Raw genomic sequence first — 20,181 nt, 5'->3', positions numbered from 1 at the left:
TCCCATGCCGGGTCAGCCCCGGGCGCGGGCCTTGCGCTCCTCGCGGCGGGCGACGAACCGGGCGGCCGTGGTCTCGGCCTTGGCCAGGAACGCGGCCAGCTCCTCGCGCGCCTGCTCGCCCTCGGGGCCGAGCCCGCCCTTGTCGAACACGCTCCACTGGCGCAGCACCGGCATGAGCACGTCGTCGAGGTGCAGGCGCAGGTCGTAGATGCCCTCGTGGGCGATCGTCATGGCCATCCGGGTGAAGCCGGCGATGTTGGAGCCGGGCATCTGGAAGGTGGTGACGACGTCGGTGACGGCCCGCATGGTCTGGTCCGGGTCCAGCTCGAAGGCGGCCTTGAGCAGGTTGCGGTAGAAGAGCATGTGCAGGTTCTCGTCGGCGGCGATGCGGGCCAGCAGCCGCTCGCAGCCCTCCTCGCCGGAGGCCCTGCCGGTGTTGCGGTGCGCGATGCGGGTGGCCAGCTCCTGGAAGGAGACGTAGGCGAGCTGCTGCAGCATCGTGCCGTACTCGGTGACGAAGCCGCTCTGCATGTGCGACATGCGGGCCCGCTCCAGCGCGACGGGGTCGACCGCGCGGGTGACGGTCAGATAGTCGCGGATCGCGGTGCCGTGGCGGTCCTCCTCGGCGGTCCAGCGGTGCACCCAGGTGCCCCACGCGCCGTCACGCCCGAACGTGCTGGCGATCTCGTGGTGGTAGCTGGGCAGGTTGTCCTCGGTGAGGAGGTTGACGATGAGTGAAACGCGGGCGGGTTCCGGCAGCTTGGAGTCGCCCTCCTGCCAGGCCTGGCCGCCGTAGGGCCCGTCGAAGTCGCGCCCCTCGCTCCACGGGATGTACTCGTGCGGGAACCACTCCTTGGCCACTTTCTCGTGGCGGTCGAGCTCGCCGGCCACCACCGGCTCCAGCTCGTGCAGCAGCTGCGTCTGGGTCATCGCCATGCAAGGATCCTCTCCCTCAAGGTTACGGCACCGTAGGTTAGATTACCGGAAGGACATACAGGTCAAATAAGGTGGGGCGTATGCGGCCGAGCGTGCGAGGTGTCCTGCTCGACGACGACGAGCGCCTGGTGATCTTCCGGCGTACGGTGCCGGGCCGGGAGGTCTACTGGTCGGTGCCGGGCGGCCACGTGGAGCCCGGAGACGCGACCCTGGAGCACACCCTCCACCGCGAGCTGCTGGAGGAGCTCGGCGCCACCGTCTCCTCCGTCACGCCGCTGACGACGGTCAGCTATCCGTGGCAGGGCGGGGTCAAGACCCAGCACGTGTACGGGTGCCGCCTGCTGTCGATGGACCCGGCGCTGCGGCACGGGCCGGAGTTCGAGGACCCGGCGCGCGGGGTGTACGAGGTGGAGCGGGTGCCGCTGCGGGAGGCGGAGATCACCTCCCGCCACCTCATCCCCGAGGCGGTGGCCGACTACCTGTCGGCGCACATCACGGCGCTGCCCCGGCTCATCGCCGGCCCCCGCTGACCCCCGGCCGACGCCGCCTTCAGCTCCCGGCGGGCTCGATCAGGTCGACGAGGTCGGCCACGGAGTCGACGATCAGCGACGGCCGGTAGGGGAAGCGGTCGACCTCGTGGCGCTGGGTGACGCCGGTGAGGACGAGGATGGTGAACAGGCCCGCCTCCATGCCGCAGACGATGTCGGTGTCCATCCGGTCGCCGATCATGGCGGTGGTCTCGCTGTGGCCGCCGATCTCGTTGAGCGCGCTGCGCATCATGCGCGGGTTGGGCTTGCCGACGAAGTACGGCTCGACGCCGGTGGCGCGGGTGATCATGGCGGCGACGGCGCCGCACGCGGGCAGCGAGCCCTCGGTGGAGGGGCCGATCGGGTCGGGGTTGGTGGCGATGAAGCGCGCTCCGGCCTCAATGAGGCGGACGGCCCGGGTGATCTGGGTGAAGCTGTAGGTGCGGGTCTCGCCGAGCACCACGTAGTCGGGGTCGAGGTCGGTGAGCACGTAGCCGGCGGCGTGCAGCGCGGTGGTCAGCCCGGCCTCGCCGATCACGTACGCGGAGCCGCCGGGCCGCTGGTCGTCCAGGAACTGGGCGGTGGCCAGCGCCGAGGTGTAGATCGAGTCGGCGGGCACGTCGAGCCCGGCCCCGGCCAGCCGGACCGACAGGTCGCGCTGGGTGTAGATGGAGTTGTTGGTCAGCACCCGGAAGCGTTTGCCCGACTCGCCGAGCCGCTTGATGAAGTCGTCGGCGCCGGGCACCGGCCGCCCCTCGTGGACCAGGACGCCGTCCATGTCGGACAGCCAGAAGTCGATCCGCTTACGCTCGGTCACGCGGCCATCGTACCGAGCGCGGCTCATCGACTTTCCCCCCGGTACGTGAACAATGTTCTTCATGTCGTTCACTGAATCCGCGCTGGACATGCGGGACGAACTCGTCCGCCTCCGTCACTCGCTGCACACCACGCCGGAGCTGGGGCTCATGCTGCCGCGCACCCAGGAGAAGGTGCTGGCGGCGCTCGACGGGCTGCCGCTGGAGATCACCCTCGGCACCCGGCTCAGCTCCGTCACGGCGGTGCTGCGGGGCGGGCGGCCGGGCCCGGCCGTCCTGCTGCGCGGTGACATGGACGCGCTGCCGGTCGCCGAGCGCAACGACCTGCCCTACCGCTCGCAGATCGCCGGCCAGATGCACGCGTGCGGCCACGACCTGCACACCGCGATGCTCGCCGGGGCGGCGCACCTGCTGAGCGCCCGCCGGGAGGAGCTCGCCGGGGACGTGATCTTCATGTTCCAGCCGGGCGAGGAGGGGCACGAGGGCGCCAAGCACATGATCGAGGAGGGCGTGCTCGACGCGGCGGGCGAGCGGCCGGTGGCGGCGTACGGGATGCATGTCGTCTCCTCGATGCTGCCGCTGGGGCTGTTCGCGTCGCGGCCGGGGCCGATCATGGCGGCGGCGGACGTGTTCCAGGTGACGGTCAAGGGGCGCGGCGGGCACGGCTCCAGCCCGCACCGGGCGCTGGACCCGATCCAGGCGGGCTGCGAGATGGTGGCGGCGATCCAGTCGATGGTGACGCGCACGTTCGACGTGTTCGACCCGGTGGTGGTGACGGTGGGCAGCTTCCACGGCGGCTCGGCCGACAACGTGATCCCGGACGAGGCGGTCTTCCAGGCGACGGTGCGCACGTTCAGCCCGGGCAACCGGACGCTGGTGAAGCGGCGGCTGGTGGAGGTCGTCGAGGGCGTGGCGGCGGCGCACGCACTGGGCGTGGAGACCTCCTTCGGCATGGGCTACCCGGTGACGGTGAACGACCCGGTGGAGGCCGGGTTCGCCGGGCGCACGGCCGACGGGCTGTTCGGGCCCGGCCGTTTCTTCGTCCCGCCGCAGCCGGTGATGGGGTCGGAGGACTTCTCGTACGTGCTGGAGGCGGTGCCGGGGGCGTTCGTGTTCCTGGGGGCGTGCCCGCCGGGGCTGGACCCGGCGACGGCGGCCTACAACCACTCGCCGGAGGCGCTGTTCGACGACGCGGTGCTGCCCGACGGGGCGGCGCTGTACGCCTCGCTGGCCCACGAGCGGCTGGCCCTGGCCGCCGCGGACCCGGCCGCCGCGGCCGATGCGGGCCTGGGCGGTTGACCGGCCCGGGCCGATGAGGTCCCGGCCGCTCGCGCTGGTCGAGCGGCCGGTTCCGGTGGCCGGGCCGGGCGAGGTGCTGGTGCGCGTGGAGGCGTGCGGGGTGTGCCGCACGGACCTGCACCTGGCCGAGGGCGACCTGCGGCCGAGGCGGCCGCTGACGGCGCCGGGCCACCAGGCGGTCGGCCGGGTGGTGCGGCCGGGAGGCGGCGACGGCGGGCGGGTCGGGGTGGCGTGGCTGCGCTCGACGTGCGGGCGCTGCCGCCAGTGCGCGCGCGGCCTGGAGAACCTGTGCCCGGAGTCCGCCTACACGGGGTGGGACGCCGACGGCGGGTTCGCCGAGTACCTGACCGCTCCGGCCGCGTACGTGTACCCGCTGCCGGAGGACGCGCCCGCCGAGACGCTGGCGCCGCTGCTGTGCGCCGGCATCGTCGGCTACCGGGCGCTGCTGCGCTGCGACCTGCCCGAGGGCGGCAGGCTGGGCGTGTACGGGTTCGGCGCGTCGGCGCACCTGACCGCCCAGGCCGCGATCGCGCGCGGGGCGGTGGTGCACGTGGTGACCCGCTCGCCGGCGGCCCGCGCGCTGGCGCTGGAGCTGGGCGCGGCCTCGGCCGGCGACCGGCCGCCCGAGCCGCTGGACTCGGCCATCCTGTTCGCGCCCAGCGGAGACCTGGTGCCGGTGGCGCTGGAGGCGCTGGATCGGGGCGGCACGCTGGCCGTCGCCGGCATCCACCTGACGGACGTCCCGCCGCTGGACTACGAGCGGCACCTGTTCCAGGAGCGCACGCTGCGCAGCGTCACGGCCAACACCCGCGCGGACGGGCGGGCGTATCTGGCGCTGGCGGCCGAGCGCCCGCCGGTCGTGAAAACCGTCCCGTACGCCTTCGAGGAGGCGGACCGGGCGCTCGCCGATCTGGCAACCGGGCAGGTCAGCGGCGCTGCCGTGCTCCGCATAGGCTGATGGCCCCCGGGTGGAGACGAGCGCCATCCGAGCGGGTGATGAAGGAAAGTTACATTAGCCTCACAACATCTGGAGATTATTGACGCGCCCCCGGCGCGATCGTAGGGTCCGGACAACCCCTACAGATCCTCAACAGGTTCGACACCCCCGGAGCGGCAGATGAAGCGACTAGCAGCGGTAGTGGCGTTGCTGGGTCTTGCCACCGCCACAGCGTGCAGCGGCGGCGAAGGCACCACCAACACGTCAGGTTCGTCCGGCGGCGGTGGCGGCCTGTTCACCACGATCGACGTGAACCGGCCCGGCCTGGAGCCGTCGGCCCCGCCCAACCCGTACGCCCCCAAGGGCAACTCGTTCTCCGCCTTCAACTCGATGAAGCTCGGCTGGGTCAAGAACCACCTGACGGACCCGAACGTGGCGCTGCCGGGCCTGGCCGCGAGCTGGGAGATCGCCCCGGACAACTCCTCCATCACGCTGAAGCTCCAGCCCAACGCCAAGTGGTCCGACGGCAAGCCGGTCACCGCGCAGGACGTGCAGCTTTCCATCGGCATCGCCTACACCGTCGGCAGCACGGCCTTCGCCGTGACGCCCGGCGCGGCGGGCGCGGCCGGTGAGGTCACCGTGGTCGACGACAAGACGCTGAAGATCACCCAGAACATGGACAACCCCAGTCCGAAGTTCGCGCGCGGCGTCCTCGACACCACGGTCGTGCCCGCGCACGTGTGGAGCAGCGTCCTGCCCGCCGACTTCTGGGACAAGATCAAGACCGCCCGCGGCGAGGGCGCCGACGCCGAGAAGGCCCGCGAGGAGATCACCGGCCTGGGCGAGAAGGTGCTCGCGTTCGCGCCGCAGAAGGACGTCTCGGCCGGCCCGTTCGTGCTGGAGCGGGTCAACCCCGGCGAGGCGCTGCTGGTCAAGAACAAGAACTTCTTCAACGCCGCCAACGTCGCGCCCGACCAGGTGAAGTTCCTCAACTACACCGGCAACGAGCAGATCTGGAACTACCTGACCTCCGGCAAGCTCGACCACTCCGGCTTCGTCGCCGCCCCCACCGACGTGATGAACCGCATCAAGGCGGCGCCGGGCAGCGAGGTCATCAAGGGCTACTCGCCGGTCGCCGTCGGCCTGGCGTTCAACCAGAGCAAGAAGCCGTACGACAACGTGCACGTGCGCCGCGGCCTGGCCCACCTGATCAACCGCGAGGAGGTCACGAAGGTCGCCTCGCCCGAGGGCGGCACCGCGGCCACCACGACCAGCGGCATCCACCAGAAGGCCGCCCAGGCCTGGATCCCCGAGACCGTCCCGCAGCTCGAGCCCTACGCTCCCGACCTGGCCAAGGCCGAGGAGGAGTTCAAGAAGGCCGGCCTGCAGAAGAAGGACGGCAAGTGGGCCCTGGCCGACGGCACGCCGTGGAAGGTCTCCATGCACGCGCCGTCCGGCTTCTCCGACTGGCTGTCGGCGCAGGAGAACATCAAGAGCCAGCTCATCAAGGGCGGCGTCGACGCCGAGGTCGTCACGACCACCGACTACCCGCTCTACCTGGAGGAGCTGGCCGCCGGCAAGTACGACGCGGGCTTCTGGCTGATGGCGCTCGGCCCCGCGCCGTACGACATCTTCCAGCGCCTCTACGGCGCCTCCAACGGCTGGACGAACGTCCAGGGCAAGGTGTCGCACTCCGCGCCCGGCAAGAACGGCAACTGGATGGGCGGCCCCGAGGAGATCGAGGTCGACGGCGAGAAGATCAACCCCGGTGAGCTGACCGGCGAGCTCAACTCGGCCACCGCCGAGGAGGCCAAGCCGATCATGGCCAAGCTGGCCAAGGCCGCCAACCAGGACCTGCCCGTCATCCAGCTCTGGGACTACGTCAACACCCAGTTCGTCAACAACAGCCGCTTCACCGGCTGGCCGCACGATGACGAGATCCTCCGCCTGGGCACCGGTGTGCTCGCCTCCGGTGTGTGGATCCAGGCTGGCATGATCAAGTCGAAGAAGTAATCCATGACGGTCATCGCACGCCGACTCGCGGGCCACCTGGCCCGCGGGTTCGTCATGATCCTCGTCGTCGCCACGATCAGCTTCTTCATCATCAACAACATCCCCGGCGACCCCCTGGCGGCACGCTTCGAGAAGCTCGTCGAGCAGGGCATGTCGCCGGAGGCAGCGGCGCAGGCGGTCAAGGTGCTGTACGGGTTCCAGCCCGACGGCACGATGTGGCAGCAGTACGTCGACTACATGAGCGGGCTGCTCCGCCTCGACCTCGGCGAGTCCGTCACCAGGCCGGGCACCCCGGTGCTGGACGTCCTCGGCGAGAAGGCCAAGTGGACCGTTCTACCGGTGCTGGCCGGGACGCTGCTGAGCTTCCTCGTCGGCATCATCCTCGGCGTCTACGCGGCCATCAAGCGCACCGGCAAGCTCGGTGACGCGCTGGCCATCTCCGGCTCGCTGCTGCACGGCATCCCGCAGTACGTGCTCGCCATGCTGCTCGTGGTCATCTTCTCCACGCTGATCCCGCTGTTCCCCGCCGACGGGCCCGTGGACATCCTGTTCGAGCCGGGCTTCAACGCCGGCTACATCGGCTCGCTCGTCGAGCACGCGGTGCTGCCGGTCGTCACCTACGCGCTGTCGGCCTACGGCGGCTGGATCCTGGCGATGAAGTCCAGCGTGGTCACCGTGCTGGGCGACGACTTCATCCTGGCCAGCGAGCTGCGCGGGATGAAGCGCTCGATCGTCTTCCGCTACATCGCGCGCAACGCGATCCTGCCGCTGTTCACGATCCTGGCGCTCTCGCTCGGCCTGCTCATGGGCGGCGCGGTCTTCATCGAGAAGATCTTCAACTACCCGGGGCTCGGGCTGCTGCTCATCGACAGCGTCAACGAGCGCGACTACGCCACGATGGGCGGCGCGTTCCTGCTGATCACGGTCGCGGTCATCGTCGCCAACATCGTGGCCGACCTGTTCTACACGGTCATCGACCCGCGGGTGCGCGGCGGAGAGGAGGCGGCATGAGCGCCACGCTCATCCCGGAGTCGGCGTCGGCCGCCGGGACCATGCGCCGCAACTTCTGGCGCGGCGTGTGGCGGGTGATGAAGCGCAAGCCGAGCCGGATGGCCGGGGTGGTCATCGTCGTCGGCTTCGCCTTCATGGGCGTGTTCGGGCCGATGTTCTACCCCGACCACCTGCCGGGCGACATCAACCAGATCACCAAGCCGCCGAGCTGGGAGCACTGGTTCGGCACCGACCCGCAGGGCCGCGACGTGCTCGCGCTGGTCATCACCGGCTCGCGGTACGTGCTGCTGTGCGCGGCGGTGACCGCGGTCATCACGGTCGTCGCCGGCACCGCGATCGGGCTGTTCTCCGGCTTCAAGCGGGGCCGCTGGGACACCGTGCTCATGCGGATCACCGACATGAAGCTCACCATCCCCGGCCTGCCGCTGCTGCTGGTCCTGGCGACCGTGTGGAAGTTCGGCAGCCCGATGCAGATGGGCCTGGTGCTCGGCCTGCTCGGCTGGGGCGGCGTGGCCCGGGCGGTGCGCGCGCAGACGCTGTCGCTGCGTGAGCGCGGCTTCATCGAGGCGGCGCGCGGGCTGGGCCTGTCCACGACGCACATCGTGAGCAAGGAACTGCTGCCCAGCATGGCCCCGTACATCGCGATGAACATGCTCATCTCGGTGACCGGAGCCGTCTACGCCCAGGTGGGCCTGTTCTTCCTCGGCGTCCTGCCGTACGAGTCGGACAACTGGGGCGTGATGCTCAACCTGGCCGTGTTCCAGGCGGGCGCCATGATCCAGCCGAACGCGCTCGGCTACCTGCTGGCGCCGCTGCTGGCGATCCTGCTGCTCACGCTCGGCATCGTGCTCGTGGTCGACGCCATGGACGAGATCTTCAACCCCCGGCTGCGTGAGGAGTAGCAGTGGCGGAACAAGCGCCGGGAGTGCGCATCGGCGGCCTCACGGTCGTCTACAAGACGCCGGCGGGCGAGCTGCCCGCCGTGCGGGACGTCAGCCTGACCCTGGAGCCCGGCTCGATCACCGGCATCGTCGGCGAGTCCGGGTCGGGCAAGTCGACGCTGGCCCTGTCCCTGCTGAACGCGGTGCAGCCGCCCGGCCGGATCTCCGCCGGCTCGGTGGAGATCGACGGGCTCGGCGACGTGGCCGCCCTCAAGGGCGAGGAGCTGCGCAAGGCCAGGGGCCGCCACATCGGCTACGTCTTCCAGGCGGCGCAGAACTCCCTCAACCCGCTCAAGACGGTCGGCAAGCAGTTGCTCGACCTGGGCCGCTCGCACGGCGTGGAGGACCTGCGCGGCCTGGTGCGCGACGCCAAGGAGCTGCTGGGCCGGATGGGCCTGGACGGCGCCCGGGTGCTCGACTCGCACCAGCACGAGCTGTCGGGCGGCATGCGCCAGCGCGTCGGCATCATGCTGGCGCTGGTGCTCAACGCCCACCTGGTGGTGCTGGACGAGCCGACGACCGCGCTCGACATGATCACGCAGGCCAACATCCTCAAGATCGTCCGTGAGGTGCACGCCGAGCGCGGCCTGACCACGCTGGTGATCACGCACGACATCGGCGTGGTGGCCGAGGTCGCCGACCGGCTCGCCGTCATGTACGGCGGGCGGCTGGTCGAGCAGGGCCCCACCCGCGAGGTGCTGGGCAGGCCGAGCCACCCCTACACCAAGGGCCTGATCAACGCCATCCCCCGGCTGGTCGGCGACATCGACGAGGCGCGGGCGCTGCCCGGCCGCCCGCCGACGCTGGCCACCGTGCCCAAGCAGGGCTGCGTGTTCCGGGAGCGGTGCGCGCTGCGGATGGACGTCTGTGACACCGTCGACCCCGAGGCCGTCGCGCACGGCCCGAGGATCGTCGCCTGCCATGCGGTGACCGTGAAGGAGCACGCGTGATTACCGGGACCGGCATCGTCAAGACCTTCAAGCAGCGCGGCAACGTGCTCGCCGGGCGGGAGGTGCGGGCGCTGCGCGGCGTCGACTTCGCCATCCCCAAAGGAGGCGCCGCCTCGTTCATCGGCGAGTCCGGCTGCGGCAAGACCACGCTGGGCCGGATCATCGCCGGGCTGGAGTCCTACGACGAGGGCGAGGTGGTCATCGACGGCACGGCGATGTCCGGCCTGAAGCCCAAGCAGCGCCAGCCGCACTTCCGCAAGATCCAGATGATCCACCAGGACCCGTACTCGGCGCTGAACCCCACCCGCACCGTCCACCAGACGCTGTTCGCGCCGCTGAGCCTGCGCGCCAAGCAGACCGGCCGGTCGAAGGGGTGGATCGAGGAGCGGGCCGCCGAGGTGCTGTCGCTGGTCGGCCTCGACCCGGGCAGCGTGCTGGCCCGCTACCCGCACCAGCTGTCGGGCGGCATGCGCCAGCGGGTCGTCATCGCCCGCGCGCTGACGGTCGACCCGGAGATGCTCGTCGCCGACGAGGCCGTCTCCATGATCGACGTCTCGCTCCGGCTGGGCATCCTGGCGCTGCTGAAGGACCTGCGCGAGCGGCTCGGGGTGAGCGTCCTGTTCATCACCCACGACGTGGCCACCGCGCGGTACATCGGCGACGACGGCGAGCTGTACGTGATCTACCGGGGCCAGGTCGTCGAGCGCGGCGCCGTGGACACCGTGATCGCCGATCCCGTCCACCCGTACACGCAGTCGCTGCTGTCGGCGATCCCGGTGCTGCACGGCCTGGAGCGGCCGGGCGAGCAGCCGGTCGTCCCGCTGTCGTCGCTGGACGCGACCGGCGACGACACCGGCTGCCTGTTCGCGAGCCGGTGCCCGTTCCGCGGCGAGCGCTGCGACGAGCGCCCGCTGCTGCAGGTCAGCGAGGGCTTCCCGCAGGAGCACGCCTGCTTCTACCCCGAGCGCCGCAGCGTCATCGCCCGCCCGCTGAGCGAGGTGTGACCGTGCCCTCCTCCCCTGACACGTCCCGGCCGCTGCCGGACGTGCGCGTGGTGGCGGACCCCGGCGACGCGGAGCTCGCCGCGGCCGGGGAGGTGGCGCGCGCGGCCCTGACGCTCGACGCCGGGGAGGCGCCCGCCCTGGTCCGCCGGCTGGCGGCCCCGCCCGCGGGCCGCCGCTGGACCGCGCTGCTGACCGACGGCGGCGTCGCGCTGGCCTCCGTGTCGGGCAGGGACCCGGGCGTCGGCCACATCGACCTGCTGGCCGTGCACCCGGACCGCCAGGGCGAGGGGCGCGGCCGGGCGCTGGCACGCGCGGCGGAGGACTGGCTGCGCGGGCAGGGCGCCCGGCGCGCCGTCTTCGCCGGCAACCCGCCCTGCTACGCCTGGCCCGGCATCGACGTGCGCTACACCGCCGCCGCCTGCCTGGCCGAGAGCCTCGGCTACGAGCAGGCCCGCGTCGCCTGGAACATGACCGCCGACCTGTCGGCCGACCTGTCCACCGGCGACGACGTGCGCCGCCTGGCCGGGCAGGGCGTGAGCGTGCACGCCACGGGCGCCGACCGCGAGCGGGTCGTGGCCTTCGCCCGCGAGCACTGGAACGAGAACTGGGCCTGGGAGGTGGCCAACGCCGCCGGCGTGCACCACGCCGAGCGTGACGGCCGCGTCCTCGGGTTCGCCGCCTGGGGCGCCCGCCCGTCGTGGTTCGGCCCCATGGGCACCGCGCCGGAGGCGCGCGGCCTGGGCGTGGGCGGGGTGCTGCTGCGCCGCTGCCTGGCCGACCAGCGCGCCGCCGGCCAGCGGACCGCCCAGATCGGCTGGGTCGGTCCGCTGCGGTTCTACTCGCGCGCCGTCGGCGCCCGGGCCGAGAGGGTCTTCTGGCTGTACGGGCGCGAACTGGCGTGAGGTCACCCGTAGAGCAGTGGCCCGCCGGGGGGTGCGGGGTCGGGGCAGAGCTCACGCGGGTCCCGCCCCTCCTCAAGGCACCTGGTCAGCGAGTCGGAGCCCCACAGGTGGTCCATGAACAGCTCGGGCCCCCACCAGACCAGGTCGTCCGGGTAGAGCGTGCGGGCCACGTGCAGCATCGACAGCCCCGTCAGCACCGGCCGGAACGCCTCCCGGTCGTGCACGTGGAGCTGGACGCCGCGTACGGCGGTGCCCGCGTGCTTGTGGAAGGTCGGCGTGAACCAGGTGTCCCTGAACCGCACCCCGGGCAGGTCCAGCGCCGCCAGCGCGGGCTGGAAGCGCTCGTCCACGTACGGCGCGCCGACCAGCTCGAAGGGCCGGGTGGTGCCGCGCCCCTCGGAGAACCCGGTGCCCTCGAACAATCCGGTGCCGGGGTAGACGAGGGCCGTGTCGGGGGTGGGCATGTTGACCGACGGCATCACCCAGGGCAGGCCCGTGTCGGCGTGGGACATCTCCCGCCGCCAGCCCTCCATCGTGACGACCCGCAGGTCCAGGTCGAAGCCGAACAGCGTGGCCAGTTCCCCGGCGGTCCTGCCGTGCCGCACCGGCAGCGGGAAGCGGCCGACGAAGCTGGCGAAGGCCGGGTCGAGCAGCGGGCCCTCGGTGATGGTTCCGCCGAGCGGGTTCGGCCGGTCGAGGACGACGAACCGCAGGCCCAGCCGGCTGGCCGAGGCCATCAGGTCGTACATCGTCCAGACGTAGGTGTAGAAGCGGGCTCCGACGTCGGCGATGTCGAACACGAGCGTGTCCACGCCGGAACGGGCGACGATCTCGTCCAGCGCCTCGCCGGACGCCTTGTGCGTGTCGAACAGCGGCAGGCCGGTCCGCAGGTCGACGGGGTCCTGCTCGCTCCCGTCCGCCTGGGCGGTGCCCCTGATGCCGTGCTCGGGGCCGAACAGCGCCGTCAGCGGCGTGCCGGCGGCCAGCAGGGCCTCGGCGGTGGGGGTCAGGTCGGGCAGAACCCCGGTGGGGTTGGTGATCAGGCCGAGGCGTGCTCCGGCCGCCAGCGAAGGATCCGCGGCCAGCCGTTCAGCTCCGGTGCGTACGTATGACATGAACCCATTGTCTGAAAGATATTTACAAGAGAGAAGTAAAGGGTGGAAATTAGCGTCATGATTGATCCGCTACCCGAGCTGTCCACCGAGCAGAGCGACCCCCGTTACAGCCAGATCGACCGGCTGCCGACGGCGCAGCTCGCCAGGCTGATGAACCAGGCCGACGCGGCCGTGCCCGCCGCCGTCGCGGTGGCCATCCCGGCCATCTCCGACGCCATCGACGCGATCTCCGCGCGGATGGCCAAGGGCGGCAGGCTCCTGTACGTGGGCGCGGGCACGTCCGGCAGGCTCGCCGTGCTCGACGCCTCCGAGTGCCCGCCGACCTTCGGCACCGACCCCGAGCTCGTGGTGGGGATCATCGCCGGAGGCCCCGACGCCCTGACCCGCTCCATCGAGGGCGCCGAGGACGACACCGCGGCGGGCGCGGCCGCGCTCGCCGAGCTGGAAGTGGGCGAGCTCGACTCCGTGGTGGGCGTGTCGGCCAGCGGGCGTGCCCCGTTCGTGCTCGGCGCGCTGGCCGAGGCCGCCCGCCGGGGCGCACTCACCGCCGCCCTGTCGTGCAACGACGGCGCGCCGCTGTCGGCCGCCGCCGAGCACGCCATCGAGGTCGTCGTCGGCCCCGAGGTGGTGACCGGCTCGACCCGGCTCAAGGCGGGCACCGCGCAGAAGCTGGTGCTCAACATGATCTCGACCATCTCGATGGTGCGCCTCGGACGCACGTACGGGAACAAGATGATCGAGATGTCGGCCATGAACAGCAAGCTCGCCGGCCGGGCGGTGCGCATGGTGAGCGACATCACCGGCGCCGACCACGACGCGGCGGGCAAGGCGCTGGACGCGGCGGGCGGGCACGCGAAGATCGCCGTCGTCATGCTCAAGCACGGGCTGGACGCCGACGGCGCCCGTGCGCTGCTGGAGTCGCACGGCGAGCGCCTCAGCGACGCGCTGAGCTGACCGAAGCACCACACGGGCCATCACGTACGGGCCATCGCATACGGGCCATCACATACGGGGAGGTGTGAGGGGATGTCCGACCGGCTGGAGGCGATCCTCGCGGAGGGGGTGCCGGGCGTGTGCCCGGCCGCGGTCGCGCTCATCGCCGTGGACGGCGCGGTCGTGGCGTCCGCCGCCGCCGGGGAGCTCGTCCGCTACAGCGACGCGGACTTCACGCTCGCCGGCGACAGGCCGCCGGCCCGCCGTGACTCGATCTTCGACCTGGCGTCGATCAGCAAGCTGTTCACCACGGCGGCCATCCTGTCGCTGGCCGAGGACGGCCTGCTGGACCTCGACGAACCGGTGGCGACCTGGCTGCCGGGCCGCGACGCGCGGATCACCCTGCGCCGGCTGCTGACCCACACGGCGGGCCTGCAGCCGATCCGCCGCATCGACCTGGAGCTGCCCGACGCCAGCCCCGGCACCCGCATGGCGGCCATGATCGACACGCCCGTCACCGCGCCGGTGGGCGGCCCGTACCTGTACACGGACGTGGGCATGATCATGGCGGGCCGGGTCGCCGAGGTGGCCGGCGGCGCCCCGCTCGACGCGCTGGTCGCCGCCCGCGTCACCGGCGTCCTGGGCCTGGCCGACACCGGCTACCGGCCCGCCGAGCTCCACCGCGTCGCCGCCACCGAGTGGAAGCCGGAACGCCCGGGTCCCGGCTGCGTGCGCGGCGAGGTGCACGACGAGACCTCCTACGCGCTCGGCGGCGTCGCGGGCCACGCCGGCGTCTTCGGCACCGCCGACGACGTGCTCGCGCTCGGCGAGTCCCTGCGCCTCGGCGGCGCCTCCCCCGGCGGGCGGCCGCTGCTGCGGCGGGAGAGCGTGGCCGAGATGCTGCGCGACCAGGGGGCGGAAGGGGCGCCGTTCCGGCACGGCCTGGGCGTGCGCATCGGCGACCCGGGCATCGTCGGGCCGCTGGCGGGCGCGTTCGGGCACTCCGGGTTCACCGGGACCTCGCTGGTCGTCTCGCCGCCGCACGGGCTGACGGTGGTGCTGCTCACCAACGCCGTCCACCCGGTGCGCGGGCGCGACGGCATCCGCGCCCTGCGCCACGCCGTGGCCGCCGAAGCCCTCCGCCTCGCCGGCTGACCCGCCTCGCTGCCCGGCCCCGCTGCCCGGGCCCGCTGCCCGGCCCGCCCGTCGCGGGCCGGACGTAGCCTGGGACGGACGGCGAAAGGAGGGGCGCCCATGCCCGTACAGCTCAACCACACCATCGTGGAGGCCCGCGACCGCGACGCCACCGCCCGCTTCCTGGTGGACGTCCTCGGACTGCAGCCCGCCGGCGAGTTCGGCCCGTTCCGCGTCGTCGAGCTCGCCAACGGCGTCTCCCTCGACGTCATCCAGGCGGACGGCGACGTGCACCCGCAGCACTACGCCTTCCTCGTGAGCGAGGCGGAGTTCGACGAGATCTGGGCCCGGATCAAGGACCGCGGCCTCACCTACTGGGCCGACCCGTACCACCGGCACGCGGGCCGCATCAACACCAACGACGGCGGCCGCGGCCTCTACTGGCTCGACCCGAACGGCCACAACCTGGAGATCATCACCGTCCCCTACGGAGGCTGACCCCCGCGCCTACCGGTGCGGGGCGAGCGCCTCCAGGGCCTCCTCGGCGCGCCGCATCGCCTCTCCGGCGTCCAGCTCGACGTGGGCGGTGTCGAAGTTGAGGTCGTGGAAGACGTCCGTGACGCCCTCGGCCTCCAGGGCGGCGACGTCGGCGCGGATCTGCTCGAAGGTGCCGGTGAGGAGCCGCCGACCGGCCCCGGCCCCGGCGCGGACCCGGGTGACGCCCCGGCAGACGAACCGCAGCGCGGCCGGGTCCCGGCCGGCCCGCTCGGCGGCCTCCTTGACGACGGCCACGCGCGGCCCGATCTCCGACAGGTTCTCCCGGCTGGAGCTGACCCAGCCGTCGGCGAGCCGCCCGGCCCGCCGCAGCGCCACGTCGGCGGTGCCGCCGAGCAGCAGCGGCGGGACGGGCGACGGCTTGGGGTCGACGTGCGAGGGCGGGACGCGGTAGAACTCGCCCTGGTGCGCCACCACGTCGTCGGTCCACGCCTTGCGCAGCACCTCGACGAACTCCTCCCCGCGCCGCCCGCGCCCTTCGAAGCCGACGCCCGCGGACTCGAACTCCTCCGGCACCCAGCCGAGCCCGAGCCCCGCGGTGAGCCGCCCGCCGGAGACGGCCTGGAGGGTGGCGAGCTGCTTGGCCAGCGCGACGGGCTGCAGGAAGGCGTTGACGACGGCGACGCCGAGCCGGACGGTCCGGGTGATCCCGGCCAGGTAGGCGAGCGTCACGAGCGGGTCGTGGACGCTGCGGTAGGTCGCGCCCATCGGGTGCCCGACCGGGTAGAGCACCCGCTGGAACGTCCACAGCTCGTGGTAGCCGAGCTCCTCGGCCCGGACGGCGACGCGGCGCATGTTCGCGGGCGTGGCCCAGGCTCCGGACTGCGGCACGGCGAAACCGGTTCTCATGGACGACCTCCGAGGCGGGCGGACAGGAATCAGAACCCCTGCGGAGCAGCGTAGAGGCCCGCGCCCGGCGGGCTTGCAGGGCGGGCAGGCGGACGGGCCCGGCGGCCGGACGGGCCGGGGGAGGCGTGGGCGGAAGGTCCTAGGCTGTACGGATGGGTCTGGAGGCTGAGCTGGCGGTTGTCGCGGGCGCGTACGGGGGGACGGGCGAGCCCGTGCTGCACCCGACGCGGACCGACGTGGTGGTGTTACGCCGCGGTGAGGTCGTGGTGAAGGCGCACTCCGCGCGGGACGACGTGGAGGCGCTGCGGCCCCGGCTGCGGGCGACGGCGTCGGCGGCGCTGACCGGGGTGATGCTGGCGCCGCTGGAGCCGGAGGTGCTGACGGTGGCGGGCCGCGCGGTGTCGGTGTGGCCGGCGGGCCGCCCGATCGGCCAGGACGAGACGGAGTCGGCCCCGTGGGAGGAGGGGGCCAGGCTGCTGGCCCGGCTGCACGCCGTGCCCCTCACGGTGGTGCCGGCGCTGCCGCCGGCCGGAGGTCCGGCGCGGGCGGCGCGCGCGGTGCGGCGGATGACCGGCGACGGGCCGGTGGAGAGCCTGGTGCGGCGGGCGTTCGCGGAGCTGCCGGAGCCGGAGCCGGGGCCCGGCCTGCTGACGCACGGCGACTGGCATCTGGGCCAGCTCGTGCGCCGCGACCGCTGGCTGCTCATCGACGTGGACGACCTGGGGGTCGGCGACCCGGCGTGGGACCTGGCCAGACCGGCCGCCTGGTATGCCGCGGGGTTACTGGATCCTGTCGTCTGGGATCGGTTCCTGGGCGCGTACCTCGGCTCGGGCGGACCGGCGCTGGGCGGCGGCGAGGACCCGTGGCGGCGCCTGGACCTGCCCGCCCGCGCGGTCACCGTCCAGCTGGCCGCCGTGGCGGTCGTCAACGCCGCCAGGGACGGCCGGGAACTGGATGAGGTCGAGCATTCGTTGGTCGAGTCGTGCAACAGAATCGTCACAGCGCGAGGGCGTTGCGCGCGGTAGGTTTTGCTCAGAACCACGAGGCCAAGGAGAGCGACTAGATGCAGTGCCCGAAGTGCCGCGGCAACATGCGGACATATGAGCGCAACGGCGTCCACATCGAGCAGTGCGACAACTGCCGTGGGATCTTCCTGGACTACGGCGAGCTCGAGACTCTGACGCAGATGGAGTCGGCCTACCACGCCGCTCCCCCGCCTCCCGCGCCCGGCGGCCCCGCGTGGGGCGCCCCGCCGCGTGGCGGCCACCCGGGCGGCCACTACGGTCACCACCGCCAGCGCAGCTGGGTGGGGATGCTGTTCTCCAGCTGACCGGCCTCCAGCTTACCGGCGCGACCTCGCCGGCACAGGGCCGCGCGCTCCGGCGCGCGGCCCTCGCGTTTCCGGCCGCATGCGGCCGGGTTCTAGCCGGGGAAGTCGTCGGGGTCGACCTGGCTCGTCCTGGCGTTGCCGCCGGAGATGGAGTGCAGCGTGATGCGCCAGTCGTGCCAGAGGATCTGCGTCGAGGTGTAGGTGGTCTTGAACTTCACCGACTTCTGGAAGCGCGAGAAGCTGCAGTCGCGGGTGAAGGCCCGGCTCTTGCCGTCCCAGTCGACGCCGTGCGTGAAGTAGATCCGGTACGTGCCGTCACGCATGCCGGGGATCTTGAACTTGGACTTCTTGCGCACGTAGACGCTGATGACCTTGGACTTGCCGCGCAGCACGTTGACGACGGCGTCGCGCCGGGTGCCGTTGTGGATCTGCAGCGAGCTGCGCCCGCCGAGGCCGCTCTTGCGCAGGTAGTGGCCGTTGCCGAGCCGCCTGGTCTTCTTCCCGGCGGCCTTGACCGACACCACGTCCGCCGGATAGCCGCCGGCCTCCTGCAGGGTCTCGCCGGCCTCGTCGAGGGCGCCGAGCGCGCCGCGGACGTCGGTGAGCACGGCCGAGGAGGTGCACAGGTCCGAGCCGACCTTCCCGGTCGCGCCGCCGAGCCCGGCGGCCAGGTCGCGCATGCTGGTCACGTACGCGTCGTGCTGGGCGCGGACCTCGGCGGGCGGCTGGAGGGCGGCGAGCTCCTCGGCGGCGCCGAGCATCTTCTCCTCCGCCTTGCCCACCCGCTCGCGCAGGCTCTTGAGGCCGCGCGCGGAGGCCACGGACTTGATCGCGTCGCTCAGCGCGTCGTGCCGGGTGCCGAGCTCGCCCTTGTAGGCGTCGGCGGTGAGCGCGGCGAGACTGGGGCTGGGCGAGCCGGCGCCGCCGGGGCCGCCCGCGGTGCCGCTCAACCGCGGCGAGCCGCCGCTCAGGGAGGGCGCGGAGGTGCACGCGCCGAGCGTGAGGGTCGCCAGCGCGAGAACGCACGTGATCATCCGGGGGGCAGCCACCTGCCACACTATCGCCCGCTTCCTCCCGGGACGTCAATTGCGTTATCGACTGGAACGGGGCAACCGGCCTAGAGTCTGCCTCACATCCCCCACAGGAGGTCCAGGCAATGTCCAGCATCCCCGCCCTGCTGCTCGACCGGATCGCGGCCACCCCCGACGCCGAGGCGTACCGTTACCCCTCGGGTGACGGCTGGACGTCGATGACCTGGCGACAGACCGGTGACCGGGTGCGGGAGCTGGCGCTCGGCCTGGCGAAGCTGGGCGCGGGGCCGGGCGCCCGGGTCTCGATCCTCTGCTCGACCCGGGTGGAGTGGATCCTGTGCGACCTGGCGGTGCTGTCGACGGGCGCGGCGACGACGACGATCTACCCGTCCAACACGGCGGCGGAGTCGGCGTTCGTCATCACCGACTCCGGCAGCACGATCGTCATCGCGGAGAACGACGAGCAGGTGGCCAAGCTCCGGTCGGTGCGCAAGGAGCTGCCGGACGTCACCCACGTGGTGGTGATCGACGGCGAGGCCGGCGACGACGGCTGGGTGGTCACGCTCGACTCCGTACGCGCCGCCGGCAGCGAGAGTGAAGGCGACTACGACGCGATGGTGGCGGCGATCGGCGCCGACGACGTGGCCACGCTCATCTACACCTCCGGCACCACCGGCCGGCCCAAGGGCGTGGTGCTCACCCACGACAACTGGCTGTACGCGGCGGGCGCGGTCCGCGAGATCGACCTGCTGTCGGGCGCGGACCTGCACTTCCTGTGGCTGCCGCTGTCGCACTCGTTCGGCAAGCTGCTGGAGGTCGTGATGCTCGGCGAGGGCGTGCCGACCGCGATCGACGGCCGCCTCGACCGGATCGCCGACAACCTGGGCGCGCTGCGGCCGACGTTCATGGCGGCGGCCCCGCGCATCTTCGAGAAGATCCACAACACGGTCGCCGCCACCCAGCAGCGCGAGGGCGGCGTCAAGCTCAAGATCTTCAACTGGGCCAAGGCGACGGGCGTCCGCGTGGTGCGGGCCCGCCAGCGCGGCGCGTCCATCCCGCTGACGACCCGGCTGGAGTACGCGCTGGCCGACCGGCTGGTGTTCGGCAAGCTGCGGGCCAGGTTCGGCGGCCGGATCCGCTTCTTCATCTCGGGGGCGGCGCCGCTGTCGCAGGACATCGCCGAGTTCTTCGACGCGGCCGGGCTGACGATCCTGGAGGGCTACGGCCTGACCGAGTCGTCGGCGGGCAGCTTCCTCAACCGGCCCGACAGCGTCAGGTTCGGCACGGTGGGGCTGCCGCTGCCGGGCACCGAGGTGCGCATCGCCGAGGACGGCGAGGTGCTGATCGGCGGGCGCGGCATCATGCGCGGCTACCACGGCCTGCCGGAGGAGACGGCCGAGGCGCTGGACGACGGCTGGCTGCGCACCGGCGACATCGGCGAGCTGGACGAGGCGGGCCGGCTGCGCATCACCGACCGCAAGAAGGAGCTGATCAAGACCTCCGGCGGCAAGTACGTCGCGCCGACCCACCTGGAGGGCCGGATCAAGGCGGCCTGCCCGTACCTGTCGCACGTGTTCGTGCACGGCGACCGGCGCAACTACTGCACGGCGCTGGTCACCCTGGACATGGACGTGACCAGGCCGTGGGCGGAGGCCGAGGGACTGCCGACGGACCCGGAGGAGCTGCGCGGGCACCCGCGGATGCTGGCCGAGGTGCAGAAGGGCATCGACCAGGTCAACGCCGACCAGGCCAGCTACGCCACGATCAAGAAGTTCGCGATCCTGGCAGAGGACTTCACGGTCGAGGGCGGCGAGCTGACCGCCAGCCTCAAGGTCAAGCGCAAGGCCGTCGAGGAGCGCCACGGAAGCACCCTCGACGCCTTCTACGCCGAGTAGCCCC

20 protein-coding genes are annotated in these 20,181 nt (G+C 72.3%); 15 read left to right on the top strand and 5 right to left on the bottom strand.

The genetic code is table 11. The features are described 5' to 3' along the window. Nucleotides 1-12: 12 nt before the first annotated feature. A complete protein-coding gene (locus tag AB0G11_RS32920) occupies nucleotides 13-936 on the bottom strand; it encodes an acyl-ACP desaturase (RefSeq protein ID WP_219514043.1) in 924 nt (307 codons plus the stop codon). Between the two features lie 80 nt (nucleotides 937-1,016). On the opposite strand from AB0G11_RS32920, the gene AB0G11_RS32915 reads away from it, so the two are divergent. After that, nucleotides 1,017-1,466, top strand: a complete 450-nt coding sequence (locus AB0G11_RS32915; protein ID WP_357590550.1) for an NUDIX hydrolase — start codon at nucleotides 1,017-1,019, stop codon at nucleotides 1,464-1,466. Nucleotides 1,467-1,485: 19 nt separating this feature from the next. Here the strand turns inward: AB0G11_RS32915 and AB0G11_RS32910 are convergent, their stop codons facing one another. Further along, complete coding sequence (locus AB0G11_RS32910) at nucleotides 1,486-2,280, bottom strand: HAD-IIA family hydrolase (protein WP_308126106.1); 795 nt, start codon at nucleotides 2,278-2,280, stop codon at nucleotides 1,486-1,488. A 61-nt stretch (nucleotides 2,281-2,341) separates the two neighbouring features. Between AB0G11_RS32910 and AB0G11_RS32905 the strand changes: the two genes are divergently transcribed. The 8 genes from AB0G11_RS32905 (at nucleotide 2,342) to AB0G11_RS32870 (ending at nucleotide 11,335) form a co-directional block, all read left to right on the top strand. After that, on the top strand, nucleotides 2,342-3,577 hold the full coding sequence (locus AB0G11_RS32905) for a M20 family metallopeptidase (RefSeq protein WP_219514055.1): 1,236 nt from the start codon (nucleotides 2,342-2,344) through the stop codon (nucleotides 3,575-3,577). Between the two features lie 13 nt (nucleotides 3,578-3,590). Continuing rightward, nucleotides 3,591-4,535 carry a zinc-binding alcohol dehydrogenase family protein gene (locus AB0G11_RS32900; protein ID WP_357590548.1) on the top strand — a complete coding sequence of 315 codons (945 nt, stop codon included), beginning with the start codon at nucleotides 3,591-3,593 and terminating at the stop codon, nucleotides 4,533-4,535. Between the two features lie 159 nt (nucleotides 4,536-4,694). Next, the gene (locus AB0G11_RS32895) at nucleotides 4,695-6,527 is read left to right on the top strand and encodes an ABC transporter substrate-binding protein (RefSeq protein ID WP_357590546.1); all 1,833 of its coding nucleotides are present in this window, start codon (nucleotides 4,695-4,697) and stop codon (nucleotides 6,525-6,527) included. Nucleotides 6,528-6,530: 3 nt separating this feature from the next. After that, entirely contained in the window at nucleotides 6,531-7,538 is a 1,008-nt protein-coding gene (locus AB0G11_RS32890) for an ABC transporter permease (RefSeq protein WP_219514066.1), read from the top strand. Beyond that, nucleotides 7,535-8,440, top strand: a complete 906-nt coding sequence (locus tag AB0G11_RS32885) for an ABC transporter permease (RefSeq protein ID WP_219514068.1) — start codon at nucleotides 7,535-7,537, stop codon at nucleotides 8,438-8,440. Before AB0G11_RS32890 ends, AB0G11_RS32885 begins: the two co-directional genes overlap by 4 nt. A gap of 2 nt (nucleotides 8,441-8,442) precedes the next feature. Then, a complete protein-coding gene (locus AB0G11_RS32880; RefSeq protein ID WP_357590544.1) occupies nucleotides 8,443-9,429 on the top strand; it encodes an ABC transporter ATP-binding protein in 987 nt (328 codons plus the stop codon). After that, nucleotides 9,426-10,433, top strand: coding sequence for an ABC transporter ATP-binding protein (locus tag AB0G11_RS32875; protein WP_219514070.1), 1,008 nt, complete (start codon nucleotides 9,426-9,428; stop codon nucleotides 10,431-10,433). Before AB0G11_RS32880 ends, AB0G11_RS32875 begins: the two co-directional genes overlap by 4 nt. A gap of 2 nt (nucleotides 10,434-10,435) precedes the next feature. Further along, on the top strand, nucleotides 10,436-11,335 hold the full coding sequence (locus AB0G11_RS32870) for a GNAT family N-acetyltransferase (RefSeq protein WP_308126108.1): 900 nt from the start codon (nucleotides 10,436-10,438) through the stop codon (nucleotides 11,333-11,335). A gap of 2 nt (nucleotides 11,336-11,337) precedes the next feature. On the opposite strand, the gene AB0G11_RS32865 is transcribed toward AB0G11_RS32870, so the two are convergent. Beyond that, the gene (locus tag AB0G11_RS32865) at nucleotides 11,338-12,450 is read right to left on the bottom strand and encodes a DUF1343 domain-containing protein (RefSeq protein ID WP_357590542.1); all 1,113 of its coding nucleotides are present in this window, start codon (nucleotides 12,448-12,450) and stop codon (nucleotides 11,338-11,340) included. Nucleotides 12,451-12,507: 57 nt separating this feature from the next. Here AB0G11_RS32865 and murQ point away from each other — a divergent pair, with 57 nt between their 5' ends. The 3 genes from murQ (at nucleotide 12,508) to AB0G11_RS32850 (ending at nucleotide 15,015) form a co-directional block, all read left to right on the top strand. Then, nucleotides 12,508-13,404, top strand: coding sequence for an N-acetylmuramic acid 6-phosphate etherase (murQ, locus tag AB0G11_RS32860; protein ID WP_357590540.1), 897 nt, complete (start codon nucleotides 12,508-12,510; stop codon nucleotides 13,402-13,404). Between the two features lie 72 nt (nucleotides 13,405-13,476). Further along, complete coding sequence (locus AB0G11_RS32855; protein WP_357590538.1) at nucleotides 13,477-14,538, top strand: serine hydrolase domain-containing protein; 1,062 nt, start codon at nucleotides 13,477-13,479, stop codon at nucleotides 14,536-14,538. A 99-nt stretch (nucleotides 14,539-14,637) separates the two neighbouring features. Then, nucleotides 14,638-15,015 (top strand): VOC family protein, encoded by a 378-nt coding sequence (locus AB0G11_RS32850; protein ID WP_219514094.1) that lies wholly within the window; start codon nucleotides 14,638-14,640, stop codon nucleotides 15,013-15,015. A 9-nt stretch (nucleotides 15,016-15,024) separates the two neighbouring features. On the opposite strand, the gene AB0G11_RS32845 is transcribed toward AB0G11_RS32850, so the two are convergent. Further along, nucleotides 15,025-15,921 carry a TIGR03619 family F420-dependent LLM class oxidoreductase gene (locus AB0G11_RS32845; RefSeq protein WP_357590537.1) on the bottom strand — a complete coding sequence of 299 codons (897 nt, stop codon included), beginning with the start codon at nucleotides 15,919-15,921 and terminating at the stop codon, nucleotides 15,025-15,027. Nucleotides 15,922-16,073: 152 nt separating this feature from the next. Here AB0G11_RS32845 and AB0G11_RS32840 point away from each other — a divergent pair, with 152 nt between their 5' ends. Both AB0G11_RS32840 and AB0G11_RS32835 read left to right on the top strand, forming a co-directional pair. Continuing rightward, a complete protein-coding gene (locus AB0G11_RS32840) occupies nucleotides 16,074-16,946 on the top strand; it encodes a phosphotransferase (protein ID WP_219514112.1) in 873 nt (290 codons plus the stop codon). 38 nt (nucleotides 16,947-16,984) lie between these two features. Further along, entirely contained in the window at nucleotides 16,985-17,251 is a 267-nt protein-coding gene (locus tag AB0G11_RS32835) for a zf-TFIIB domain-containing protein (protein ID WP_219514114.1), read from the top strand. Between the two features lie 92 nt (nucleotides 17,252-17,343). Here the strand turns inward: AB0G11_RS32835 and AB0G11_RS32830 are convergent, their stop codons facing one another. Then, nucleotides 17,344-18,285 carry a hypothetical protein gene (locus AB0G11_RS32830; RefSeq protein WP_357590535.1) on the bottom strand — a complete coding sequence of 314 codons (942 nt, stop codon included), beginning with the start codon at nucleotides 18,283-18,285 and terminating at the stop codon, nucleotides 17,344-17,346. A gap of 122 nt (nucleotides 18,286-18,407) precedes the next feature. On the opposite strand from AB0G11_RS32830, the gene AB0G11_RS32825 reads away from it, so the two are divergent. Then, a complete protein-coding gene (locus AB0G11_RS32825; protein ID WP_357590533.1) occupies nucleotides 18,408-20,177 on the top strand; it encodes a long-chain fatty acid--CoA ligase in 1,770 nt (589 codons plus the stop codon). The last annotated feature ends 4 nt before the right edge of the window (nucleotides 20,178-20,181 follow it).

The sequence above is a fragment of the Nonomuraea sp. NPDC023979 genome (assembly GCF_040639085.1).
Lineage (GTDB): Bacteria > Actinomycetota > Actinomycetes > Streptosporangiales > Streptosporangiaceae > Nonomuraea > Nonomuraea ceibae.
Note: the sequence above shows the minus strand (reverse complement) of the source record. Positions and strands in the feature narration are given on the sequence as shown.